This is a genomic window from Bacillus sp. PS237, assembly GCF_037963345.1.
Taxonomy (GTDB): Bacteria; Bacillota; Bacilli; order Bacillales; family Bacillaceae; genus Bacillus; species Bacillus subtilis.
In genome coordinates this window covers 803,822-825,930 of sequence record NZ_CP150156.1, presented here as the reverse complement: position 1 = coordinate 825,930, position 22,109 = coordinate 803,822, and the positions used below count along the sequence as shown (strand labels likewise).

The following is a 22,109-nucleotide window of genomic DNA, read 5'->3' as shown; positions in this document are numbered from 1 at the left end:
GTTTATGAATCATTTCCCATAGATGGAAAAACATAAACCTTTTGACATAGAACTTGGAACATAAAAAGGATGGCTTTTATCAATCGCCATCCTGCAGACAAGACAAATCAGCTGGAAGAAGGTCTGTTTCGTCCAAGCCGGTCATATACTTTATTCTTATAAAAAGCGGATGCTGGCTTTGAAAACATGCCTTTTTTGTCGACAAGCTTATCAAGCAGCAATTGCTTTTCAGATTTTTTTCTGATTAATTGCTCGCGTTCTTTTTCGTCATAGCACTTTTCGATTAAATGGTCGATGGTCATAAGCTCTTTTTTGAGCGCGCCCTCGTCCTCTGCCATTCCCGCGTTTTTCAAAATACGATAGCCCATGCGCAGCGATTCCGGCAAGTGTGCCGCGTCATCCTTCGGCAGCGGCTTCCCCATTCCCGGGAGGTTTTGAAAGTCCCCGTCTTTGATGGCGCGCTTAATTTTATCTTCAGACACAATATGGGAAAAATCCATCATTTCACCTCTTTTTATCTATACCTTATATTTTATCATACAATTCTCAATGTACCATTTTATTCCTTTATTTCTAGAAAGATACCTTGTTTTACATTTGGTAATATCAAAGCGAAACGTTGATTCGACGGCGTTTTTCGCCACTTTCTCCCTCATACGATTTTCACTTTTCTAATCTGCTGATTCGTGTTATATTGGATACGTTCGTTTTTTCTATCGTTTCGCTCGAACTGGATCGGAAAAAAGGAGTGTAACAATGAAAACATTTATAAAAGAAAGAGGACTGGCCTTCTTCTTAATTGCGGTCGTCCTGTTATGGATCAAAACGTATGTCGGTTATGTCCTGAATTTCAACTTAGGAATAGACAACACGATACAAAAAATATTGCTTTTTGTGAATCCTCTTAGCTCAAGCTTGTTCTTTCTTGGCTTTGGACTCTTGTTCAAGAAAAAATTACAGCAGACAGCCATTATAGTGATTCATTTTTTAATGTCTTTTTTACTGTACGCCAACATTGTGTACTACAGATTTTTCAATGATTTTATTACAATTCCGGTCATTATGCAGGCTAAAACAAACGGCGGCCAACTCGGTGACAGCGCATTTTCGCTGATGAGACCGACTGACGCCTTTTACTTTATCGATACGATCATCCTGATCATCTTGGCGATCAAAGTAAACAAGCCTGCCGAAACGTCAAGCAAAAAATCGTTCCGAATTATTTTTGCGTCTTCAATTCTTGTGTTCTTGATCAACCTGGCAGTTGCGGAATCAGACCGTCCTGAATTGCTGACAAGATCATTCGACCGGAACTATCTTGTGAAATACTTGGGAACATACAATTTCACGATTTATGACGCTGTACAGAATATCAAGTCCAACAGCCAGCGCGCGCTTGCCGATTCCAGCGACGTAACGGAAGTAGAAAACTACATGAAAGCCAATTACGATGTGCCGAATAACGTGTATTTCGGCAAAGCGGAAGGAAAAAACGTCATTTACGTTTCACTTGAATCTTTGCAGTCATTTATCATCGACTATAAAATTGACGGCAAAGAAGTGACACCATTCTTAAATAAACTGGCACATGATAACGAAACGTTCTACTTTGATAACTTTTTCCACCAAACGGGACAAGGTAAAACATCTGATGCTGAATTTATGATGGAAAACTCTCTGTACCCGCTGGCTCAAGGTTCAGTTTTCGTAAACAAAGCGCAAAACACGCTGCAATCCGTTCCGGCGATTCTGAAGTCTAAGAATTACACATCTGCTACTTTCCACGGGAACACGCAGACGTTCTGGAACCGTAACGAAATGTACAAGGCGGAAGGCATTGATAAATTCTTTGATTCTGCTTACTATGACATGAACGAAGAAAACACGAAAAACTACGGCATGAAAGACAAACCGTTCTTCAAAGAATCAATGCCGCTGCTGGAAAGCCTGCCGCAGCCGTTCTATACGAAGTTCATTACCCTTTCCAACCACTTCCCATTCGGAATGGATGAGGGGGATACAGACTTCCCGGCTGGAGACTTTGGTGACTCTGTCGTCGATAACTATTTCCAGTCAGCCCATTACCTTGATCAGTCCATTGAACAATTCTTCAATGATCTGAAAAAAGACGGGTTATATGATAAATCGATTATTGTGATGTACGGAGACCACTACGGCATCTCTGAAAACCACAATAAAGCGATGGCGAAAGTGCTTGGCAAGGATGAAATCACTGATTACGACAACGCCCAGCTTCAACGGGTGCCGCTCTTTATCCACGCTGCCGGCGTGAAGGGCGAGAAAGTTCATAAATATGCCGGAGACGTTGATGTGGCTCCTACCATTCTGCATCTGCTCGGAGTGGATACGAAGGACTATCTGATGTCCGGTTCTGATATTTTATCGAAAGAACACCGTGAAGTGATTCCGTTCCGAAACGGAGACTTTATTTCACCGAAGTACACGAAAATATCCGGTAAGTATTACGACACGAAAACCGGAAAAGAACTCGATGAATCCGAAGTCGACAAGTCAGAAGACTCACTCGTCAAGAAGGAACTTGAAATGTCCGATAAAATCATAAACGGAGACCTGCTGCGGTTCTACGAGCCGAAAGGTTTTAAGAAGGTGAATCCTTCTGATTATGATTACACAAAACATGACGAAGATTCTTCCGAAACGTCAAAGGATAACGAAGATAAATAAGAAAAAGCGGAGAGGTTGCCCTCTCCGCTTTTTTATTTGACAGCAGCCCTCAATTCCTCAGCTGCAAATTCCACATTCGGGCCAATAATGACTTGAACCGATTGCCCGCCCGATTTGACAACCCCTTTTGCGCCTGCTTTCTTTAGCAGTGCTTCATCCACCAAAGCGGTATCCTTCACAGTCAGTCGCAGCCTTGTGGCGCAATGATCAATGGTTTGAAGGTTTTCTTTTCCGCCGAGCCCTTTCAGCATGATGTTTTCATTTACATCCTGAACAGTATTTTCATCCAGCACTTCATCCACATCATCGTCTTCCCGTCCAGGCGTTTTTAAATTCAAAGCCTTAATCAGTACATAAAACACGATAAAGTATACTGCCGCATAGCATATACCTACCAAAAGCAGAAGCAGCGGTTTTTCCGCGATTCCATAGCTGAGCACATAATCGATAGCTCCGGCTGAAAAAGAGAAGCCTGAGCGGATGCCGAGCCAGTTGACGATAAATAAAGATAACCCGGTTAAGACCGCGTGAACAGCGTATAAAAGCGGAGATAAAAACATAAATGCAAACTCAATCGGCTCCGTAATCCCTGTGATAAACGCCGTTAAAGCAAATCCAATCATCATTCCAGCCGTCGCTTTCCGTTTAGACGGCTTCGCAGTCACAACCATAGCCAGACACGCCGCCGGAAGACCGAACATCATGATTGGGAAAAATCCGGTCATATATGTGCCCGCAGTCGGATCTTTCGCGAAAAAGCGCGCCAAATCCCCTGTCACTCCGTTATATTCTCCGAATTGGAACCAGAAAATATTGTTCAGCACATGGTGAAGGCCAAGCGGAATTAACAGCCTGTTGAATAGGCCGAATATGCCTGCCCCGATGCCGCCGAGCCCGAGCATCCACTCTCCAAACGAGTTGATACACGATTGAATCGGCGGCCAGACCACTCCGAATATGCCCGCTAAAATGATCGTAATAATGGCTGTTAAAATCGGCACAAGCCGTCTGCCACTGAAGAACCCGAGATATTCAGGCAGCTTGGTATCCTTGAAGCGGTTATAGGTGTAACCGGCAATTAAACCGGCAATAATTCCCCCAAACACCGCCATGTTATTTGTTTTATCAATTGTCTTTGTTGCCGCGTCAAGCATCAGATACGATATCGCCCCTGATAAACCCGCTGCCCCATTGCTGTCTTTTGAAATGCCGATGGCAATACCGATCGCAAAAATAAGCGGCAGATGATCAAAAACCGCCGTCCCCGCCTGATAGACAAACGGGATATTAAATACATCCTCTCTGCCAAGCGCAAGGATAATTCCAACCGCAGGCAGAACCGCAATCGGGAGCATAAATGACTTCCCGAGTTTTTGTAAAAATGAAAGCATACCCATCCCCCTCATACCCTTTTTTTTCAAATATACCATATAAGATATCTAGTGATCTATACCAATTTTCCCGGGGGTATTTCTTTTTTCCCAGGTCCGTGTGTTTCCTATTTTTAAGACAGTTGTGGTAAGCTTAATCTAGATTATTTAAAAAGAAAGCGGGAATGACAGATGATTGTAACAAACGATCAAGAATTAGAAGGCCTGAAAAAAATCGGAAGAATCGTCGCGCTTGCGCGTGAAGAAATGAAGCGGAAGGCAGAGCCCGGCATGAGCACAAAAGACCTTGACCTTATCGGAAAAGCTGTGCTTGATGAGCACGGCGCCGTTTCAGCTCCTGAGAAGGAATACGATTTTCCAGGTGTGACATGTATCAGCGTAAATGATGAAGTGGCTCACGGCATACCAAGCACATCCAAAATTTTAAAAGCAGGGGACCTTGTCAACATCGACATCTCCGCTGAATTTGGCGGCTTCTATTCCGACACAGGCATCTCATTTGTGCTCGGTGAAGGAGAAGAACGCCTTCATAAGCTTTGCCAATGCGCGGAAAACGCTTTTCAAAAGGGGCTTCAGCAGGCAAAAGCGGGCAAGCGCCAAAACCAGATCGGAAGAGCCGTTTATCATGAAGCACGCTCTCAAGGCTTTACCGTCATCAAAACCCTGACCGGCCACGGAATCGGCCGAAGCCTGCATGAAGCGCCGAACCACATCATGAACTATTATGATCCGTTTGATAATGCGCTGTTCAAAAATGGCACAGTCATCGCGCTTGAACCGTTTATTTCAACGAAAGCAGAAACGATTGTTGAAGCTGGAGACGGCTGGACGTTCAAGACGCCGGATAAAAGCATGGTTGCCCAAGTTGAACACACGATCGTCATCACAAAAGATGAACCGATTATCCTGACGAAACTGTAAAACACATTCCGGGCTTCCGGCAGGTTTAACCTCCTCCAATTGCAGGTAAAGCATCATTATTCTGTACGAGGAGGTCTTGCAATGAACAGAGATCAAGAAAAAATCCAAATTGAAAACGAAATGAACGCGATGCATGGCACAATAAAAGAAGACATTTTAAAAGACTTTGAGGAATTTAAAGGCTACCTGAAAAAACAAGTCAACCGAGGCAAAAAGCTGGGATTGGATGACGGCAAGCTTGTAAAAAGCGCTGCGATCCTGGGAGACTACCTCGCAAAGCATGAAGAGCCGCAAAACGGTGAAGAAATGCTGCTGCAAGAGCTTTGGAGCGTTGCAGACGAAGATGAGAAAGAACATTTGGCACAGCTTCTGGTCAAATTGGTTGATAAACAATAAAACATGAGCCGGGCGATATGCGCCCGGCTTTCTTGATATTGTCACAGCCCGGCTCTTTCAGATATGCTACACTACTATTATGTCTGTGAAAGGAGCCTTTATCTGCATGTGGTTTATTATTTTCGGCATCATTTTTTTCATTGAAGGCATCATTATGACCGTTTACGGCGTTAAGAAAAAAAACGGGATGCTCACATATATCGGCATTGTTTTCGCCATTATGACATTTGGCGTTGTCATGATCAAACTAACCGGCCATTAAATCATATTCGGCTTTTGCTCCGCATATACATTCAGAAGAACATTCGTACATCTAGTGCGAAAGGCTCAGTTTTCCCCGCATCTCTTTTCAGCATCTTTTTATAGATGTTACAATGCCAATCGTTTCGAAATCAGATAGGGAAAGGAGTTTTCTGACATGCATTACGGCAGTAAAGGCTGGTATGTGGCAGAACTAAAAAAGCAGGGGATCACGCACCATGAAGGAAGAAAGCTTCAAAGCTATAAAACCTATTTTCTTGCCAACCTGCTTGAATCAAAGAAAAAACAATCTTAAATATGGCAAAGCCGCGCACGTTGATATGCGCGGCTTTTTTCTATTCAACCGGCAGCAGCCTGTCCTTTTTTTTCATAAAGGACGCTCTCCAGCTTTCCGATAGTGCAGCCTCACTTAAAATCCGTTCAATGGCGGTGAGATTTTTTGCATCATGGTAGTTGATGCGGTTCGCGAACTGGACGGATATGCCTTTCTCTCCTCTGGACAGCAATTCAAGGTTCGCGCCGGGAGACACCCTGCCCTCCTCCAGCACGCGAAAATAAAACCCTGTATAGCCGGTTTGCTGGACCTTCAGCACCATTTCTTTTACACCAAACTTTTTCGCCAGCTTTACACACGGCTGGCGCGGCTGGCTGACCTGAACAACAGCTTCATCAAGTCTGAACACATCCCCGATGCAAACATTCTCCTCAGTCAGGCCCGCGACCGTCAGATTTTCTCCAAATGCGGCATTTGACAGCGGTCTTGAGAGGAACTCTTCCCAAAACGGATAATGCTCCGCCGGGTAGACACAGACAGCCTTATCAGGTCCGCCGTGGTTGACGAGGTCCGCCTGTCCGTCTCCTTCAAAATTCTCCCGATACAGCATGACGGCTGATTTAGCCGGCCGCTTCATGATGCCGGTTTCGATTTTCTTTCCGTCATATTCAAGCGTCTGCGGTTTTCCCAGATTAAGAGAAAGAACTGAATAGCGCTCTTGTTTCATACAAACACATCCCCTTTACAGGTTGTAAAATGATTGATTATCATAAAAAGAAAAGGTGGTTTTTACATGCTTCAATACCGAATCATTGTAGACGGCCGGGTTCAAGGTGTGGGCTTTCGCTATTTTGTTCAAATGGAAGCTGATAAGCGAAAACTGGCCGGCTGGGTCAAAAACCGTGATGACGGGCGTGTCGAGATTTTGGCAGAGGGTCCGGAAAACGCCCTGCAATCGTTTGTTGAGGCTGTAAAGAACGGAAGCCCTTTCTCAAAGGTTACCGACATCTCTGTGACTGAATCCCGCAGCCTTGAAGGCCATCATCGATTTTCTATTGTTTACTCATAAGGCTTATCTTGATAAAAATAGTTCGGCTTAACGATTGAGTTATCATAGGAGCGGTGGAAGATATGAGTGGCAGCGGGTGAAATTGGCGGAATCAGCCACGTCCAGTCCCCCGTCAGCTTTCTGCCCGCTTCTTCCTCCTGTTCTTCAAACCGTTTAAACTGGCTTGCCGCTGTATGATGGTCAACGATGCTGACACCCTGCTTTTTATACGAGTGCAGCACAGCTTTATTCAATTCAACTAGCGCTTGATCCTTCCATAAATCCGTATTGTAATCAGCGGCGATGCCGATCACGGACGCTACTTTTTTGAGCTTGTCGTACCGCTTTTCATCTGCGAGGTTTCTCGCTCCGATCTCCGTGCCCATATACCAGCCGTTAAATGGCGCGGCATTATAATGAATGCCCCCGACCTCAAGCTTCATATCAGAAATAATAGGCACGCCGTACCACTTCAGCTCCAAATCAGAAAACGCCTCGATGTCCGGATGTGTGATTGGAACCTCAATCACAAGTGAACGCGGCAGCTCATACCAGACAGGCTGCTCGTCCCCTTTCATGCGAAAAATGAGCGGCAGCAGGTCAAAATCCGTTCGCTCTCCGCGCCAGCCGAGCTCTTCGCAGGCTGCTGTCAGGGAACAGGAAGCCGGGTCGCCGATTCTTTCTCCGTCTGACTCATATCCAGCGTACCGGATCAGCTGATGATTCCAGATCTCGACTTGCTTTTCACCCTTCTCTTCCGGAGGGAAAATCGTAATGGTCGGTCTGATTTTCCCGTTATTGGTGGCGGTTTCAATATGGTGAAAGAGGGCATCACGCACTTCCTCCTTCGTCCGGACGTCTCGTCTGTCGATAACATTCAGCGAATTCCAGAACAATCTGCCGATGCAGCGGTTGCTGTTTCTCCAAGCCATTTTCGCTCCGTGCTCCAGCTCTTCCTTCGTATGTACATAGCTTCCGGTCAGGTCAATTTCACTTTTAATGTCCGCGAGACGGTCTTTCACTTCCTCCTCCTTTCCCAATTCCTGATAGCATGCGGCAATAAACGCTTTCGCTTCGTTCCAGAGTATTTCTTTTTCTTCCAACAAACTCTCCCCTTCACATCACTTCATGCTTTTCATTGTATCGTTTTTAAGCGGCAAGACAAATGATTTTTCTGCAACTTCCTGGAAAACAATAAAAAACACCCGCGTGGTGCGGGTGTCAAATAGACGATAACCGATTTGCCAATTCAGTTAAGTCACTTCGAAAGTTTTTGCCGGTCATCGGTATGCCGTGCCCGGTCAATAACGCTTCCGGTTCAAGACCGGCCAGCTTTAGAATGGACTCAGCGGCCGTCTCTGTGTCAGGCGTGAAATAAGCCGGCGGCCCGTGAAGCTCCTGTTTTTGTATCAAGACGTCAGCCATTTTCTCCTGTTCCACTGTAATAACAGCATCACCTGCCACAAGCACGCGGCCGTCATCGCGGAATAACGAAATATGGCCCGGCGTGTGTCCTGGTGTCGCGATCCACATCCACTCGTCAAGAAAAGGAACTGAACCGTCTTCCGGCAGTGCCTGGACATGTGAGGAAATATCGATAGAGTGCCGCGGAAACAGCGGCGACAGCTTAGCGACCAGCCCGCTCTTGCTGTCAGGACGAGCCGGAGGATAATCCTCTTTACCTGTTACATAAGGCATTTCCCGAGAATGGATATAAACAGGCACATCCCAATGCTCAAGGATCTCTTCGATTGCCCCAATATGGTCAAAGTGCCCGTGTGTGAGGATAATCGCCTTCAGCTGAAACCCTTCACCGAATCTTTGTTTGGCTTCATTGACAATCACGCCGGCTGATTGGGGCATGCCGGCATCAATTAAAACAAATGAGTGAGGTTCAGAAGGCAGCTGAATAAAATAGACATTCGCAATTTGCACAGTCAGGCCGTGCACCCCTTTTGCCGCTTCGAACCCCGCTCCGCTTCTGACTGAAGTCAGCGGCATATAAGGATCACTCATAATGACACCTCCGGAATGTTGTATGCCGTTAGTGTGTGTCATTACGCCTGAATTATCATACGGAAATAGAGATCGCACCGATCAATAGAGCGATAGCCGTCATGACGATCACTGCGAGAACCGCCCATTTCAATGCGAATTTTTGATGGTCATCAATAGAAACTCCGACGAGTCCGACAAGCAAATGAGTGGATGGCACAAGCGGACTCAGCATATGAATCGGCTGGCCGATAATAGAGGCTCTGGCAATTTCCACTTTATCCACACCGTATGCGACAGCTGTTTCTGATAAAATCGGCAGCACCCCGTAGAAATACGCGTCATTCGGCATCAAAAATGTGAAAATGCCGCTTGTTAAGGCAACAATCGCCGGGATCAATCCGCCCATTTGTTCCGGTATCATGGACACGAGCGAGATCGCCATTTCATCAACCATTTTCGTGCCTGTCAAAATCCCCGTGAACACCCCCGCAGCAAAAATCATTGAACCGATAGCCAGCACGTTGCTGGAATGCGCCGCGATGCGCTGTCTCTGATGCTCGAGATTGGGATAATTCACAATCAGCGCAATACAAAACGCAATGACAAACAGTACGGTTAAACTGACTTTACCCGATACTAAACATCCTATTAAAGAAAGCGTTAACAATAAATTGAACCACCAAAGCTTCGGCCGCTTCCACTCATCTTCAACCGCAGCAGCCGGTTCATTGGCATTGGCTGGCTGTTTCAGTTCAATCACACCAAGGCGCTTTCGTTCCGCTTTTCCAAGCACATACGCAACTGCCACCATACAAAGCATCCCGCTTGCAATGACAGGAATCATCGGCCCTGTAAGCTCAGCTGGATCAACCCCCAGCGCACTCGCCGCCCTCGGCGTCGCACCTCCCCATGGAATCGTGTTCATGATTCCCATGCCGACTCCCGCGATTCCTGCCAAGATAATTGGCCGGATGCCTAGCAGCAAATAGAGCGGAAGCATGGCGCTTGTCGTAATCATGTACGTTGTCGAGCCATCTCCGTCCAAGGCGACGAGCATTGTAAGAACCGCTGTCCCGACAACAATTTTTAAAGGGTCTCCTTTGACCATGCTTAAAATTTTGCCAACCATTGGATCAAACAGGCCTGTATCAATCATAATTCCAAAATATAAGATCGCAAACATAATCATGACCGCAGTCGGCGCGACTTGCTGAATCCCCGAAATCATCATGTCCCCAACTTCAGTAAATCCAAATCCGGCGATAAGCGCAAACACAATCGGCGTCAAAACTAATGCTGTTAAAACAGAAAGCCGTTTTGTCATGATCAATGCCATAAACACAAGCATCATGAGAAAGCCTAAGATTGCTAACACATCCATTCCCCCTTAAATGAATCCGCTTACATTTTTTTCTCCCTTACTCCCCTTTTTGTCTTGCCTTTTTGCCATCGTATGGGAAAACCAACCGCAAGTAAATAATTTGGTTTTTTTGTATTTTTAATTTTTTAAAACCGTTTTGTTCTTTTTGATCAATTTTCGGCATGAAAAAAATCCCGGGATGTCGGGATTTTAATTTCCTGTCATGATGCTTTGATAAAAAGCAGATTGCTCTTCTAAAAACCGTTTCGTTTCCCTGCTGTTTAAATAAAAGCTTTCCCAGTCCTGTTCGTTTATTTTCCGCTTCCATTCAGGTGAGGAGGTGACCTTCTTTAGCGCTTGATCCCAGTAAGAAATCTCTTCCTCAGACATATTTTTCGGGCCCAAAATCCCTCTCCAATGAGAAAAAACAAACGGGATTCCCTGCTCCTTCCACGTCGGTACATTTGGAAAACCGGGAAGTCTTTTATCAGACGTTACAGCGGCTAACGTGATATCGCCGTTTCGTTCATATGGTTTCGCTTCAGAAAGTGTCATGGAAGCCGCTTCTATCTCATGTCTGATCAGCGCCTGAATGAGCTGTTCGCTGCTGTCATACTGTGAGAATTGAATGTCAAACGGGTCAATGCCGTACATATCTGCCGCTCTGACGAACGAGAGCTGATCATCATTGCCAAACCCCGGGGCAAAGCCGATTCTCACCTTGCCGGGATGCATGTTGATCTCATTCAGCACATCCTTGCCATTTGTTAACGCTGATCCTTTTGGCAATGCAACCGTCTGCCATTCCTTGGAGAGAATGGCGAGCGGCGTAAAATCGGACATTTTTAATTTGCTTTGCCCGAGAAGATCATTGCTCAATATTAGGCTGGACGTCATGCTGATGGTTTGTTTGCTGCTTTTGTTGACATATTTCCAGCCTTTCTCTCCCCCGCCGCCGGATTTATAGACGATATGAACATCATCCTTCACGATCTGCTTCTGCCTCAAAACTGATTGGATCGCCTGCGCTGTGACATCCCAGCCGCCAGAAGGTTCGGCAGGGACGACAATTTCTATCGGCCCGTCCGGCAGGCGCGGCGCAGCCGCCTGCCTGATATCACCCTGCATAAAGATCAATAGAATATTCAATAGGATTATAGATTTTTTCATATCTAATCCGCCGCCAAATAATATTTTCTCTCCGGCCTGCCGATAATCCCGTATTCAAGCTCGGCTCTTGCTTCTTCCTTTGACACAAGGTACTCGGCATAACGGCGGGCAGTTGTTCGTGACGCCCCCATTTTTTCCCCAAGTTCCTCCGCTGTCAATCCTTCTGACGCAGTCTGAAGCGCTTCCTTAATTTTTCGCAGTGTAATCGAATTAATGCCAGTCGGCAAATCCTCTGCCGGCAAAGCTGTCTTCACACCGTTCCCAAAAATATGGTCGATCATGGATTGGCTGACCTCCGGCTGAGACATGAGCAGCTTCCTTTTTTCTTTATACTGAAGCAGCACCTGCCTGAACTTGTCAGCTGTTACGGGTTTGATCAAATAGTGGGCAATTCCCGCCCTTAGCGCTTCCTGCAAATGACGGGTTTCTGTTGCCGCTGTGATAATCATAATGTCCACTTCAGGAAATCGGCTTCGTATATCAGGAATCAACGCGGTCCCAAGCTCGTCCGGCATATAAATATCCAGCAGAAGCAAATCAGCCTTGTGTTCCTTCAAAAGCGCCAATGTCTCTTTTGCGTTAGCCGCCTTGCCGATAATCTTGAATCCATCAAGCTGTTTAATCAATCTCTCATGGATTTGCGCAACTCGAAAATCATCCTCCGCAATCGCGATGTGAATCAAATGGATTCCCCCTTTGTTTCTCCTTCGGTATAAATACAGTGAATACCGCCCCGCCAGTTTTTTGATTCGCCAGTTCGATCCAGCCGCCCAGTTCACGCACTGAGTCTTTCACATTGGCCAGACCGTAGCCTCTCCTCATCCCCTTTGAAGAATAGCCTCTCTCAAACACAGCTTCTATTTTCTCTGGCGGCACACCGGGCCCTGTGTCTGATACTTCAATGACAATGTCATGGCCCATATCCGTGATAAAAAACAAAACTTCCTTCACGCTTTGCTCCGCTACAGCTTCGAAAGCGTTATCAATTAAATTGCCAATAATCGTAATAAGATGGGACAAGCCGATATGCGCAGGAAGAGGCGCGAGTGAGCTGTTCTCATCAATCACCAGCTTGACCTTCTTTTCCGATGCCTTGCTTATTTTCCCTAACAAAATGGCCTGCACCTGCTGCGAATGGATGTTATGGAATAAAAGATCATGCTGTTCATTTTGTATCGCATATTCCTCTTTAATCAGATCAATGGCTTCATCATACTCCCCAAGCTCAAGCAGCCCTAAAATCGCATAAAGCTTATTTGAAAATTCATGAGTCTGCGCCCTGAGATCCTCTGAATATTTGCGAACCTCTGTCAATGTGTCGATCAGCTTCTTCAGCTCTGTTTTCTCCCTGAAGCTGACGACAATCCCATACGCCTGCCCGCCTTGATTCATCACTTTCGTATTGATAATAAACACTTGATCGTTGACGCTTACTTCCTGGTTCGGCAGCATTTCTCCTTTTTCAAGCACAGACATCAGCCCTGCTCCCGGCATGACGTCATCTATAGGAAGATGGATCACAGGCTCGGGCAGCTTCAGCATCTCGGCCGCCGATACGTTCATCATGGTGACGACGCCTTCACGATTGGTGGCAATAATCCCTTCTCGAATCGCGAAAAGCATTGCGTTCCTCTCACGATATAGAGCCGCGATCTCATGCGGTTCAAGCCCGAGCGTATCCTTTCTGATGCTTTTCGCCAGCACGGCGGCGCCAATAAATCCGAGCAGCAGTACAAGCACAGCAATCACACTCAAATTTCTCAAATGCTTTTTGATGCTTTGCTCTGTCTCCGTTTGCAGAAAATCAACAGACACGCTGCCGATCACTTGGCTGTATCCCTTCTGTTCTTTTATAATCGGCGCGCTCCCTCTGATCACTCTTCGTCCATCCGCTTTTGTTTCAGAAACATGCGAACCGCCAAACAAAATTTCTCTGCTGCGCTCCAGTTTCTTTAATCCGCTTTTTCCAGAGGCGCTGCGAATGTCTCCTTTTTCGTTCAAAACATAAATGGCAAACGCACCAGTCTGTTCTTTCATTTGTTCAATGACCTCTTGCGTCTGAGCCGCATGTCCGTCTTTTCTCTCAATGAGCTCTTTAACCGGCGGCATATAGGAAATGGTTCTCGCCGTTTGAACCGCCAGCTGCTCTGCCTGTCTCCGTTCTCCCTGTGTATGCTGAACGGCTAACGTAATGGTCAGCACACCAATGACAAAGACCAGCAGAGCCGCAATCAGCCCCATTATTTTTGTTTGCAGGGAAAAATGGAACCGCTTTTTCACCACAGCACCAGCCGTCCTTTCTACCTAGATCATACCATTTTTCACAGGGAATTTTCTCATTTTTCAAAATCCATTTTCTTACGAAGGAGTGAAAATAAAAAAAGGCAGACCGCGTCTGCCTTTTTCTTTCTACCATATTCCTAGTACTTTCCACCATAATCCGCCGATCACAAGCCATACGATGATATGAACAATCGACAGGATAAATCCGATGGACCACCATTTGCCTTGCGGGATGTAGCCTGCTCCGAAGAAGACCGGAGCCGCTCCAGAACCGTAGTGAGTCGTTGACCCGAACAGGTTGCTGATGAACGCGAGGCTCAGCGCTGCTAAAAGCGGCGGTGCGCCCGCTGCCACGACGACAGCCAAAAATGCTGAATACATCGCACTGATGTGGGCTGTCGCACTTGCAAAGAAATAGTGAGAGTAATAATACACAACAATTAAAATGATGAATGCCACAATCCAAGAGAACCCTGATACGGATGATTTCATGGCATTACTGAACCAAGACACCATGCCTAATTCATTCAAGAAGTTGGCGAGCATGACAAGCGCCGCAAACCAAGTGAGCGTATCCCAAGCGCCCTGTTCTTTCTTGATATCATCCCAAGTCAGAACTTGTGATAATAAGAGAACGGCCAAACCGATCAATGCGGTTGTGGTAGCGTCGATGTTGAAGCTGCCGCCAAAAATCCACAGCACAAGCACCAAAAGAAACACGATAACCATGGAAAGCTCCGATTTTTTGAACGGTCCCATTTCTTTCAGTTTTTCTGTTGCGATTTTCGCCGCATCCGGTGTTTCTTTGATTTCCGGCGGATACAGTTTGTAAATCACAAGCGGCGTGATGATTAAGCTTACAAGTCCCGGTACAATCGCGGCAATTGCCCAGCTTGTCCATGTTAAGTCCACCCCTGCGACATCATGGGCCAGCTTGGCAATCAGCGGGTTCGCCGCCATCGCTGTCAGGAACATAGCAGATGTGATCAGATTCCCCTGAAAACCGGTTTTTAATAAGAATGCACCGATTTTTCTCTCTGTTCCATTTGCCGGGCTTGATCCGAATGTTTCGGATAATGATCTGATAATAGGAAATATAATGCCTCCTGCACGCGCCGTATTACTTGGAATAGCAGGTGAAAGTATTAAATCACTGAATAGCAGTGAATAAGAAAGTCCAAGGGTTTTTTTTCCGAATTTCTGAACGAATACATACGAAATTCTCGCACCGAGACCGGTTTTGATAAATCCCCGGGAAATAAAGAATGCGATAACGATAAGCCAAATGGTCTTATTCCCGAATCCGCTTAATGTATCCTCAATTGATAGTGTTCCAGTTAGTGCAGTAACCGCCAATGCAAAAATTGCAATTGCACCCATTGGCAAGGGCTTGGAGATAAAGCCGATAATTGTTGCGACAAAAATCGCAAACAAATGCCAAGCTTTAGGTTCAAGTCCGGACGGAGCGGGAATAAACCAGATGATTAGTCCCACAGCGACAGTAATAAGCAATGGAACAAGCTTTACTGCTGACTGTTTTCCTGCGTCTTTTTCTGAAGCCATAAATAGGTCTCCTCCTATATACTTGTTTTCCGATCCCCTTTTCCATTCTACTCCTTAACTAAGTTAATAAACATTTTAATTAATTAAAAAACACAAAGGTTAGCACCCTTTGTGTTTTTCACTTTCTTAATTTAATTTACCCGCACCCGCTTGATTTATAACATTTGATTTCACATTAGCAGAAGCATCAATCGATCCATGCAGAGACGGCGTCCAGCCGACAGAAGAGCTCAGCCCGTTTGCAGCCGATGCGTTGATCTGTGTGCCGTTCAGCAACGTGCCGGAGTCATATAAAGCCGTTCCCCCGCTGAATACGCTGATCGTTTTAGCAGCTGACAGTCCCGGTACGTCAATGACATTGTTTTGGGCATAGATTTTAGATGACTTTCCGATTCCCCATGCATAGCTAAAAGGATAACTTGAAGAGCTTGTGCTTCCTTCATAATAGTTGTTGTATACGTGCACTTGCCCGAAGCGGACTCTCGGCGCGCGCTGGACAATATTTTTATAGCGGTTATGATGCAGCGTAATTTTTAATTTGCCGTCATCGGAGGTTTTGCTGTCACTTGATCCGAAAATGGAGCTTTTATCATGATCGTGATAATAGTTGTAGGACATCGTGATATAGTTAGCACCGTTGGAAGCATCCGTTTGGCCGTCATGGTGCTGATATTTTCTTCCATAATATTTCGGTGATGTGCTGTCCGGACGCGAACCGTCATTAAATGTACAGTGATCAATCCAGATGTGTGTGCCGCCGTTTATCGTGATGTTGTCGTATTGTGAGTTCCAGTTCCCTGAGCTTCCGTCAGTCGGATCCCATTGCGGAAAATAGTCATAGGCATCCTGGAATTCAATGTTGCGAATAATGACGTTATCACTCTTGATTTGGAAGTTTCCTCCCACGACTTTAGCGTTAGTCCCTGAACCGACGATCGTCGTGTTTGCAGGGATATCCACCATGACCCGTGCTTTTTGGTTTTTCTGAGAGCGTGCTCTCGCTTCTTCTTGTGTTCCCGACGGCTCTTTTTTGCCCCATGTGCTAGGATCATAGGCTTTCAAATATTTGTCCAAATCATACTCCGGATCTTTATAGTCATTTAGGCCAAGCGGCTTCAGATTGTCATCCACGTTCATGTCAATCGTTCCCTTGATATAAATGATTTTTGGCGTTGTGTTCGTTTCCTTCCCTAATGCCGAGACAAGCTGGTTTCTGTTGCTGACGGTATACACATTTGAGGAGGATGCTTTTGATCCGCCTGTCGTGCCGGTCGAGTACGCGCCCCAGCCATCATTGGATCCCAACGTCTGGTGGCCTAAATCAGCTGCGTTCGCGCCAGCTGGAGTCAATCCTAAAAACAAAGCCGTAGCTAACATCACTTTTTTCATCCACTATGTACCCCCATTTTCTATTTTGTGAGATTTTATTCCAATTTATCACAAAAATATAATAGCAAATTGAGGGACATTCAGAACCGAAAATGTTCCGCTATCCTATTGCGGCATTCTGCAAAATCCCACCGCAAAGACCGCAAAAAAACCAAAAGGCCGACATTGGCCTTTTGGTTTTTTCCTTGCTTTATGCCCAAGCTTTCACTTTTTCGTTATCTGTCACAAAGAGAAGCACTTTTCCTTCATCTAAGCGTTTTTCAAATTGAGCGGCTTCATCTTCAGAAAAACCGATTTCGTGAATTTTATTGCGGAGCTCGTCTCCTTTTTTATTGAAGATATTTCCCACCGCGTGCTTGAAACCTGTTTCTTTGGCTCCGATCGTGTTGGCGTTCGTGTTGTCAGCCAGGCGTTCCGTTCTGTCATCGTCGTGAGCTAAGACGTATACATCCTCTTTCGCAACACCCATTTTCTGCAATTCCTCTACATCTTTCATGAGCTGTTCGTCATTTGTATACTCTTTTACAACTGGTTTCATGTCGATATTCCTCCTTCATGTTTTCTATATTTCTTTCATACCCGATCGTCTGTACCTGAAACAGATTCCAGAACATTGAAGAGAAAAACAGGAGGAATGGTAGTAGCTATTTGTTTTCCGTCCATGGTAAAGTGATAGGAACGGGACCTATTTTCAGAAAAATCAAAATTAAGGAGAAGCCGCTGCACGGAGCACACGACCATGAAACGCTGCCTTTATCCGTACGAGCAGGAGGTATGTCTAATGCAATACTTTTCACCAGAACAGCAATACAATGCTTGGATTGTGAGTGATTTAGTCAAACAGATTTTCCATAAGCGTGCCGGATGTTCACCAGGAATTCACGAGCTTGCGGTTTTTGCCGAGGAACATTTTCATATCGATATCGACTTTGTTTTCTCGATTATCATGAATATCGGCGACATTGAATTTGCACTAACAGATGAAATAGAAAAGAAATTGTCCGGTTATCTCAGCACTCTCCTTCCTTATGTCACTGCTGATATGTTCGAAACCTCTAAAGCCAACGCCCATGCGTTTTTGTCTCGAAGACACGGTAACGCTGCATACCACTTATTTGTGTCTGATGATGCTTTCATGAGAAAGCAGTAAAAACGCAGCTTTCTTTACTAAAAAAATATTGACATGATAAGCCATGCTATTATAGTGTTACATGTGATAATGATTCTCATTACTAAATCTGAAAAAAGGAAGAATGACATGCGCACCTATTCTAACAAGTTGATTGCCATCATGAGTGTTTTATTGCTCGCCTGCCTCATTGTATCCGGCTGTTCATCAAGCCAGAATAACAACGGAAGCGGCAAAAGCGAGTCTAAGGATTCCAGAGTGATCCATGACGAAGAAGGAAAAACGACAGTAAGCGGCACACCTAAGCGGGTGGTTGTGCTTGAGCTTTCATTCTTGGATGCCGTTCACAATCTCGGCATTACGCCGGTGGGCATCGCAGATGACAACAAAAAAGATATGATTAAAAAGCTTGTCGGCAGCTCCATTGATTACACATCTGTAGGCACACGCAGCGAACCCAATCTTGAGGTCATCAGTTCCTTGAAGCCTGATTTAATCATCGCTGACGCTGAGCGCCATAAAAACATTTATAAACAGCTGAAAAAAATCGCCCCGACGATTGAATTAAAAAGCCGTGAAGCGACATATGACGAAACGATCGACAGCTTTACGACCATTGCTAAAGCATTAAATAAAGAAGATGAAGGAAAAGAAAAGCTTGCCGAGCACAAAAAAGTCATCAACGATCTAAAAGCCGAACTTCCGAAAGATGAAAACCGCAACATCGTTCTCGGCGTTGCAAGAGCGGATTCCTTCCAGCTTCATACATCATCATCCTATGACGGAGAAATCTTTAAAATGCTAGGCTTTACACACGCTGTGAAGTCAGATAACGCCTATCAAGAGGTCAGCCTTGAGCAATTGAGCAAAATCGATCCTGATATTTTGTTCATCTCAGCCAACGAAGGCAAAACCATTGTAGATGAGTGGAAAACGAACCCGCTCTGGAAAAATCTCAAAGCGGTGAAAAATGGACAAGTCTATGATGCGGACCGTGACACTTGGACAAGATTCAGAGGCATCAAGTCTAGTGAAACAAGCGCCAAAGATGTGCTTAAAAAAGTGTATAATAAATAGGACAAATGAGAAGCGAGGGGAATCCTTGCTTCTTCGTTTTTGCAACCAGACGCAGTAAGGAAGTGAGACTGTTGTATCATTCAGCCAAACGGCGCTCATCATCAAGACTGATGATGTTTATCATTGCACTGATTATTTTTATATTTGGGCTTGGGCTGAATCTTTCAGTAGGAGCCTCAGACATCAGCATCATAGATTCATTGAAATATCTTTTTGTATGGGACGGTTCAAAGGAACAGCTCATCATCTCTACTCTTCGCCTTCCCCGCACATTAATCGGCGTTTTTGTCGGCGCCAGCCTAGCTGTAGCAGGGGCGCTGATGCAGGCTATGACCAGAAATCCTCTGGCTTCACCCCAAATTTTCGGTGTGAATGCGGGTGCATCGCTTTTTGTTGTTGCTTCTCTCGTCATTCTGCCGGCATCGCCCTATTCATCTGTTATATTCGCTTTTGCGGGTGCGGCAGCAGGCGGCGCGATTGTGTATATGATTGCCTCATCCGGCGGAATGACGCCTGTCAAGCTGGCGCTGTCAGGAATGGCCGTGCACTTGTTCCTCTCCTCTATGACACAGGCCATCATTATTTTAAATGAGTCAGGTGAGGATGTTCTGTACTGGATGACAGGCGCAATCGACGGCAGCAACTGGCAGGACGTCATAACCATCGCTCCTTTTTCTGTCATTGGCATCGGGCTTGCCCTCGTATTTTCCGGTTCTGTTTCTGTTCTCGGTCTCGGAGACGAAACAGCAAAAGGGCTTGGACAAAATATGAACGGCATCAGGATTCTGATCAGTTTGATTATTTTAATTCTTTCCGGCGCTTCCGTAGCCGTCGCCGGGCCGATTGGCTTTGTCGGGCTGCTCGTCCCGCATATTGTCCGCAAGCTGATCGGAGAACATTATCAATACGTGCTTCCGTTTTCGGCACTGTTCGGTGCCATTTTGCTGGTGTACGCAGATGTTCTGGCCAGATGGATTGCATTTCCTTATGAATCACCGGTCGGCATTGTCACCGCGATTATCGGAACGCCGTTTTTCTTATATTTGGCAAGGAAAGGGCGAAACCTGAAATGAAGAAAACAACCAGAAAACAAAAACGCCCCTTACTGGCGATACTCATATTGGCCGTGATTTTAATCGTTCTGTCCGTCATCAGCATTGGAATCGGTGCATTATACATTTCACCTGATGCGGTAGTGACGAATCTGCTGGGACTGGATCATTCCTTTGAATTTATCATCCAGCAATATCGCCTTCCCCGCATTATATTAGCGATTTTGGCAGGTGCTGGACTTGCCGCTGCCGGAGCGATTTTACAGGGTGTGATCCGAAATCCGCTCGCTTCCCCGGACGTTGTCGGCATTTCAAAAGGCTCCGGACTTGCGGCGATGGCTGTGATTCTCATCTTTCCTGAGTCGCCGGTATACGTGCTTCCGTTCTCCGCATTTGCCGGAGCCGCCATTATTGCTGTACTATTATTAATGATAGCCCGAAAAAAGAGCATTCAGCCCTCTTCACTGGCTTTATCAGGCATTGCTTTAGGCGCGGTCTGCCACGCCGGAATGCAATATATGATGGTCAAGTTTCCAGGCGACGTGAATGCTGCACTCATTTGGCTGACAGGAAGCCTCTGGGGAAGAAACTGGGAAGAAGTCAAGCTGCTTGCGCCATGGCTTTTGATTCTTTTTCCGATCGTCTGCATACTCATACCGAAGCTGGATCTTATGTCACTCGGGGATGAGCTTGCACAGGGTCTCGGAGAAAACGCAAACCGGCTGAGATTCATCCTGATTTTCACCGCGGTGGCGCTGGCGGGAAGCTGTGTAGCCGTCGTCGGCTCAATCGGTTTTATCGGCTTGCTTGCTCCGCATATCGCCAGACGGCTTACCGGAGAAAAAGCTAAATATTTACTGCCTGCATCGGCATTGATTGGTGCTATTATATTATTAATTGCAGATACGTTAGGGCGCGGCATCATGCCTCCGGTTGAAATACCTGCCGGAATACTGACAGCCGTGATCGGCGCGCCTTATTTCTTATATTTATTGAAATTCGAAGCGAGGAAACAGTAGGGAGAGGATACCATGGGAAAACTGGCTGCAGACCAGCTCACTCTTTCATATGACAGTACAGTGATTATTGACGGAGTCGACTTAAAGATAGAAGAAGGAAAAATCACTGCGCTCATCGGCGCTAATGGCTGCGGTAAATCAACAATCCTCAAATCGCTCGCCAGGCTGATGGCCCCAAAAAGCGGTACAGTGCTACTAGAAGGAAAAGACATCCACCGCCAGCCATCAAAAGAAGTCGCAAAAAAACTGGCCATTCTTCCACAATCTCCTCAGGCTCCTGAAGGATTGACGGTAGAGGAATTATGCTATTTTGGCAGACATCCTCACAAAAAGCTGTTATCCAAGCATACCCAAGAGGATCATGACATGGTAGAGTGGGCGCTGGAAGCAACGGGCATGATTGAACTGAAGGATCGGACACTTGATGCCCTCTCAGGCGGCCAAAGACAAAGAGCCTGGATTTCCATGGCACTTGCGCAAGGCACTGATTTGCTTTTGCTTGATGAGCCGACCACGTATTTAGACATCTCACATCAGATTGAAGTGCTTGAACTGCTGAAAAAGCTGAACCGCGACCATGGCCGCACCGTTGTCATGGTGCTCCATGATTTAAACCAAGCCGCTCAATATGCTGACTATCTGATCAGTGTGCTGGACGGAAAAATATACAACGCCGGAACACCGGAAGATGTGTTCACCCAGCCATTTTTCCGTGAAGTCTTCGGCTTGGAATGCTGCATCATGAGAAGCCCGATCGACCAGAAGCCAATGTGCCTGCCGACGGGACTGTGCCCGAAATTACGGGCGAAATGAAAAGGAGAGGAATTCCCTAGGGCTGTCGAGAAACGTGACAGCCTTCATTTTCCCTTATAATATTTTATTCTCACATAATTGATGATAATCTTAAAAAACTCGTCATTCTTCTTATGTTCTATACGAGATACTCTTTTAACATAAAGTTAAATCTGTTCTTATTGACCAACTTGTTAAAGTTATTTCATCTATTCGAATCTTAACACATAGAAAAGCTGAAAGAATTATAGTAAGTCATCCTCGAAATGCGTGAAAAGAC

The 22,109-nt window shown here is 45.8% G+C and carries 25 protein-coding genes; 11 read left to right on the top strand and 14 right to left on the bottom strand.

Translation table 11 applies throughout. From position 1 onward, the window contains the following. Nucleotides 1-107: 107 nt before the first annotated feature. Both NST22_RS04215 and NST22_RS04210 read right to left on the bottom strand, forming a co-directional pair. Entirely contained in the window at nucleotides 108-500 is a 393-nt protein-coding gene (locus tag NST22_RS04215; RefSeq protein ID WP_003233692.1) for a DUF1992 domain-containing protein, read from the bottom strand. Between the two features lie 18 nt (nucleotides 501-518). Next, nucleotides 519-656 carry a hypothetical protein gene (locus tag NST22_RS04210; RefSeq protein WP_010886442.1) on the bottom strand — a complete coding sequence of 46 codons (138 nt, stop codon included), beginning with the start codon at nucleotides 654-656 and terminating at the stop codon, nucleotides 519-521. Between the two features lie 100 nt (nucleotides 657-756). Here NST22_RS04210 and ltaS point away from each other — a divergent pair, with 100 nt between their 5' ends. Beyond that, a complete protein-coding gene (gene ltaS, locus NST22_RS04205) occupies nucleotides 757-2,706 on the top strand; it encodes a lipoteichoic acid synthase (RefSeq protein ID WP_003233694.1) in 1,950 nt (649 codons plus the stop codon). A gap of 32 nt (nucleotides 2,707-2,738) precedes the next feature. On the opposite strand, the gene nagE is transcribed toward ltaS, so the two are convergent. Then, the gene (nagE, locus tag NST22_RS04200) at nucleotides 2,739-4,097 is read right to left on the bottom strand and encodes an N-acetylglucosamine-specific PTS transporter subunit IIBC (RefSeq protein ID WP_003243372.1); all 1,359 of its coding nucleotides are present in this window, start codon (nucleotides 4,095-4,097) and stop codon (nucleotides 2,739-2,741) included. 171 nt (nucleotides 4,098-4,268) lie between these two features. Here nagE and map point away from each other — a divergent pair, with 171 nt between their 5' ends. From map to NST22_RS04180, 4 genes are all read left to right on the top strand, one after another. Next, nucleotides 4,269-5,018, top strand: coding sequence for a type I methionyl aminopeptidase (gene map / locus NST22_RS04195; RefSeq protein ID WP_003233698.1), 750 nt, complete (start codon nucleotides 4,269-4,271; stop codon nucleotides 5,016-5,018). 81 nt (nucleotides 5,019-5,099) lie between these two features. Then, nucleotides 5,100-5,414 (top strand): DUF3243 domain-containing protein, encoded by a 315-nt coding sequence (locus NST22_RS04190; RefSeq protein WP_003242951.1) that lies wholly within the window; start codon nucleotides 5,100-5,102, stop codon nucleotides 5,412-5,414. A gap of 106 nt (nucleotides 5,415-5,520) precedes the next feature. Then, nucleotides 5,521-5,676 carry a hypothetical protein gene (locus NST22_RS04185; protein WP_003244572.1) on the top strand — a complete coding sequence of 52 codons (156 nt, stop codon included), beginning with the start codon at nucleotides 5,521-5,523 and terminating at the stop codon, nucleotides 5,674-5,676. A 156-nt stretch (nucleotides 5,677-5,832) separates the two neighbouring features. Beyond that, complete coding sequence (locus NST22_RS04180; RefSeq protein ID WP_003233704.1) at nucleotides 5,833-5,970, top strand: YflJ family protein; 138 nt, start codon at nucleotides 5,833-5,835, stop codon at nucleotides 5,968-5,970. A 40-nt stretch (nucleotides 5,971-6,010) separates the two neighbouring features. Here the strand turns inward: NST22_RS04180 and NST22_RS04175 are convergent, their stop codons facing one another. Next, nucleotides 6,011-6,676, bottom strand: a complete 666-nt coding sequence (locus NST22_RS04175; RefSeq protein WP_003243175.1) for an MOSC domain-containing protein — start codon at nucleotides 6,674-6,676, stop codon at nucleotides 6,011-6,013. 66 nt (nucleotides 6,677-6,742) lie between these two features. On the opposite strand from NST22_RS04175, the gene NST22_RS04170 reads away from it, so the two are divergent. Then, nucleotides 6,743-7,018, top strand: a complete 276-nt coding sequence (locus tag NST22_RS04170) for an acylphosphatase (RefSeq protein ID WP_003243829.1) — start codon at nucleotides 6,743-6,745, stop codon at nucleotides 7,016-7,018. On the opposite strand, the gene nosA is transcribed toward NST22_RS04170, so the two are convergent. The 10 genes from nosA to NST22_RS04120 all read right to left on the bottom strand — a co-directional run bounded on the left by nosA (nucleotide 7,009) and on the right by NST22_RS04120 (nucleotide 17,298). Further along, nucleotides 7,009-8,100, bottom strand: a complete 1,092-nt coding sequence (gene nosA / locus NST22_RS04165; protein ID WP_003243309.1) for a nitric oxide synthase — start codon at nucleotides 8,098-8,100, stop codon at nucleotides 7,009-7,011. The genes NST22_RS04170 and nosA overlap by 10 nt on opposite strands. Nucleotides 8,101-8,218: 118 nt before the next feature. Next, complete coding sequence (locus NST22_RS04160; protein ID WP_009966790.1) at nucleotides 8,219-9,013, bottom strand: MBL fold metallo-hydrolase; 795 nt, start codon at nucleotides 9,011-9,013, stop codon at nucleotides 8,219-8,221. 55 nt (nucleotides 9,014-9,068) lie between these two features. Further along, nucleotides 9,069-10,370 carry a citrate transporter CitM gene (citM, locus tag NST22_RS04155; protein ID WP_003242978.1) on the bottom strand — a complete coding sequence of 434 codons (1,302 nt, stop codon included), beginning with the start codon at nucleotides 10,368-10,370 and terminating at the stop codon, nucleotides 9,069-9,071. A 43-nt stretch (nucleotides 10,371-10,413) separates the two neighbouring features. After that, nucleotides 10,414-10,539, bottom strand: coding sequence for a hypothetical protein (locus tag NST22_RS04150; protein ID WP_003233716.1), 126 nt, complete (start codon nucleotides 10,537-10,539; stop codon nucleotides 10,414-10,416). 26 nt (nucleotides 10,540-10,565) lie between these two features. Continuing rightward, nucleotides 10,566-11,525, bottom strand: a complete 960-nt coding sequence (locus NST22_RS04145) for a tripartite tricarboxylate transporter substrate binding protein (protein WP_003242528.1) — start codon at nucleotides 11,523-11,525, stop codon at nucleotides 10,566-10,568. A 2-nt stretch (nucleotides 11,526-11,527) separates the two neighbouring features. Next, complete coding sequence (gene citT / locus NST22_RS04140; protein WP_003242754.1) at nucleotides 11,528-12,208, bottom strand: two-component response regulator CitT; 681 nt, start codon at nucleotides 12,206-12,208, stop codon at nucleotides 11,528-11,530. Next, nucleotides 12,180-13,808 (bottom strand): two-component sensor histidine kinase CitS, encoded by a 1,629-nt coding sequence (gene yflR, locus NST22_RS04135; RefSeq protein ID WP_003242967.1) that lies wholly within the window; start codon nucleotides 13,806-13,808, stop codon nucleotides 12,180-12,182. Before yflR ends, citT begins: the two co-directional genes overlap by 29 nt. A 126-nt stretch (nucleotides 13,809-13,934) precedes the next feature. After that, nucleotides 13,935-15,371, bottom strand: coding sequence for an anion permease (locus tag NST22_RS04130; RefSeq protein WP_003233725.1), 1,437 nt, complete (start codon nucleotides 15,369-15,371; stop codon nucleotides 13,935-13,937). A 126-nt stretch (nucleotides 15,372-15,497) separates the two neighbouring features. Continuing rightward, complete coding sequence (locus NST22_RS04125; protein WP_003244025.1) at nucleotides 15,498-16,760, bottom strand: pectate lyase; 1,263 nt, start codon at nucleotides 16,758-16,760, stop codon at nucleotides 15,498-15,500. Nucleotides 16,761-16,950: 190 nt separating this feature from the next. Continuing rightward, nucleotides 16,951-17,298 carry a general stress protein gene (locus NST22_RS04120; RefSeq protein WP_003233729.1) on the bottom strand — a complete coding sequence of 116 codons (348 nt, stop codon included), beginning with the start codon at nucleotides 17,296-17,298 and terminating at the stop codon, nucleotides 16,951-16,953. Nucleotides 17,299-17,541: 243 nt separating this feature from the next. On the opposite strand from NST22_RS04120, the gene NST22_RS04115 reads away from it, so the two are divergent. The 5 genes from NST22_RS04115 to yfmF all read left to right on the top strand — a co-directional run bounded on the left by NST22_RS04115 (nucleotide 17,542) and on the right by yfmF (nucleotide 21,850). Beyond that, nucleotides 17,542-17,910 carry a YfmB family protein gene (locus NST22_RS04115; RefSeq protein ID WP_003233730.1) on the top strand — a complete coding sequence of 123 codons (369 nt, stop codon included), beginning with the start codon at nucleotides 17,542-17,544 and terminating at the stop codon, nucleotides 17,908-17,910. 108 nt (nucleotides 17,911-18,018) lie between these two features. Beyond that, complete coding sequence (gene yfmC / locus NST22_RS04110) at nucleotides 18,019-18,966, top strand: Fe(3+)-citrate ABC transporter substrate-binding protein YfmC (RefSeq protein WP_003243996.1); 948 nt, start codon at nucleotides 18,019-18,021, stop codon at nucleotides 18,964-18,966. Nucleotides 18,967-19,037: 71 nt separating this feature from the next. Continuing rightward, complete coding sequence (fecD, locus tag NST22_RS04105) at nucleotides 19,038-20,039, top strand: Fe(3+) dicitrate ABC transporter permease FecD (protein ID WP_003243835.1); 1,002 nt, start codon at nucleotides 19,038-19,040, stop codon at nucleotides 20,037-20,039. Continuing rightward, on the top strand, nucleotides 20,036-21,037 hold the full coding sequence (gene yfmE / locus NST22_RS04100; protein WP_003243506.1) for a Fe(3+)-citrate ABC transporter permease YfmE: 1,002 nt from the start codon (nucleotides 20,036-20,038) through the stop codon (nucleotides 21,035-21,037). The genes fecD and yfmE overlap by 4 nt, the downstream gene beginning before the upstream one ends. 12 nt (nucleotides 21,038-21,049) lie before the next feature. After that, nucleotides 21,050-21,850, top strand: coding sequence for a Fe(3+)-citrate ABC transporter ATP-binding protein YfmF (yfmF, locus tag NST22_RS04095; protein WP_003233737.1), 801 nt, complete (start codon nucleotides 21,050-21,052; stop codon nucleotides 21,848-21,850). Nucleotides 21,851-22,109 lie beyond the last annotated feature (259 nt).

What these genes read in the sequence shown, in the direction of transcription:
- map (WP_003233698.1), top strand. Translation starts at nt 4,269, where the DNA reads ATGATTGTAACAAACGATCAAGAATTAGAAGGCCTGAAAAAAATCGGA.
- NST22_RS04185 (WP_003244572.1), top strand. Translation starts at nt 5,521, where the DNA reads ATGTGGTTTATTATTTTCGGCATCATTTTTTTCATTGAAGGCATCATT.
- yfmE (WP_003243506.1), top strand. Translation starts at nt 20,036, where the DNA reads ATGAAGAAAACAACCAGAAAACAAAAACGCCCCTTACTGGCGATACTC.
- NST22_RS04190 (WP_003242951.1), top strand. Translation starts at nt 5,100, where the DNA reads ATGAACAGAGATCAAGAAAAAATCCAAATTGAAAACGAAATGAACGCG.
- NST22_RS04120 (WP_003233729.1), bottom strand. Translation starts at nt 17,298, where the DNA reads ATGAAACCAGTTGTAAAAGAGTATACAAATGACGAACAGCTCATGAAA.
- NST22_RS04150 (WP_003233716.1), bottom strand. Translation starts at nt 10,539, where the DNA reads ATGCCGAAAATTGATCAAAAAGAACAAAACGGTTTTAAAAAATTAAAA.
- nagE (WP_003243372.1), bottom strand. Translation starts at nt 4,097, where the DNA reads ATGCTTTCATTTTTACAAAAACTCGGGAAGTCATTTATGCTCCCGATT.
- NST22_RS04175 (WP_003243175.1), bottom strand. Translation starts at nt 6,676, where the DNA reads ATGAAACAAGAGCGCTATTCAGTTCTTTCTCTTAATCTGGGAAAACCG.
- yfmC (WP_003243996.1), top strand. Translation starts at nt 18,019, where the DNA reads ATGCGCACCTATTCTAACAAGTTGATTGCCATCATGAGTGTTTTATTG.
- NST22_RS04210 (WP_010886442.1), bottom strand. Translation starts at nt 656, where the DNA reads ATGAGGGAGAAAGTGGCGAAAAACGCCGTCGAATCAACGTTTCGCTTT.
- yfmF (WP_003233737.1), top strand. Translation starts at nt 21,050, where the DNA reads ATGGGAAAACTGGCTGCAGACCAGCTCACTCTTTCATATGACAGTACA.
- NST22_RS04160 (WP_009966790.1), bottom strand. Translation starts at nt 9,013, where the DNA reads ATGAGTGATCCTTATATGCCGCTGACTTCAGTCAGAAGCGGAGCGGGG.
- NST22_RS04170 (WP_003243829.1), top strand. Translation starts at nt 6,743, where the DNA reads ATGCTTCAATACCGAATCATTGTAGACGGCCGGGTTCAAGGTGTGGGC.
- NST22_RS04125 (WP_003244025.1), bottom strand. Translation starts at nt 16,760, where the DNA reads ATGAAAAAAGTGATGTTAGCTACGGCTTTGTTTTTAGGATTGACTCCA.
- ltaS (WP_003233694.1), top strand. Translation starts at nt 757, where the DNA reads ATGAAAACATTTATAAAAGAAAGAGGACTGGCCTTCTTCTTAATTGCG.
- NST22_RS04180 (WP_003233704.1), top strand. Translation starts at nt 5,833, where the DNA reads ATGCATTACGGCAGTAAAGGCTGGTATGTGGCAGAACTAAAAAAGCAG.
- NST22_RS04145 (WP_003242528.1), bottom strand. Translation starts at nt 11,525, where the DNA reads ATGAAAAAATCTATAATCCTATTGAATATTCTATTGATCTTTATGCAG.
- NST22_RS04215 (WP_003233692.1), bottom strand. Translation starts at nt 500, where the DNA reads ATGGATTTTTCCCATATTGTGTCTGAAGATAAAATTAAGCGCGCCATC.
- NST22_RS04130 (WP_003233725.1), bottom strand. Translation starts at nt 15,371, where the DNA reads ATGGCTTCAGAAAAAGACGCAGGAAAACAGTCAGCAGTAAAGCTTGTT.
- NST22_RS04115 (WP_003233730.1), top strand. Translation starts at nt 17,542, where the DNA reads ATGCAATACTTTTCACCAGAACAGCAATACAATGCTTGGATTGTGAGT.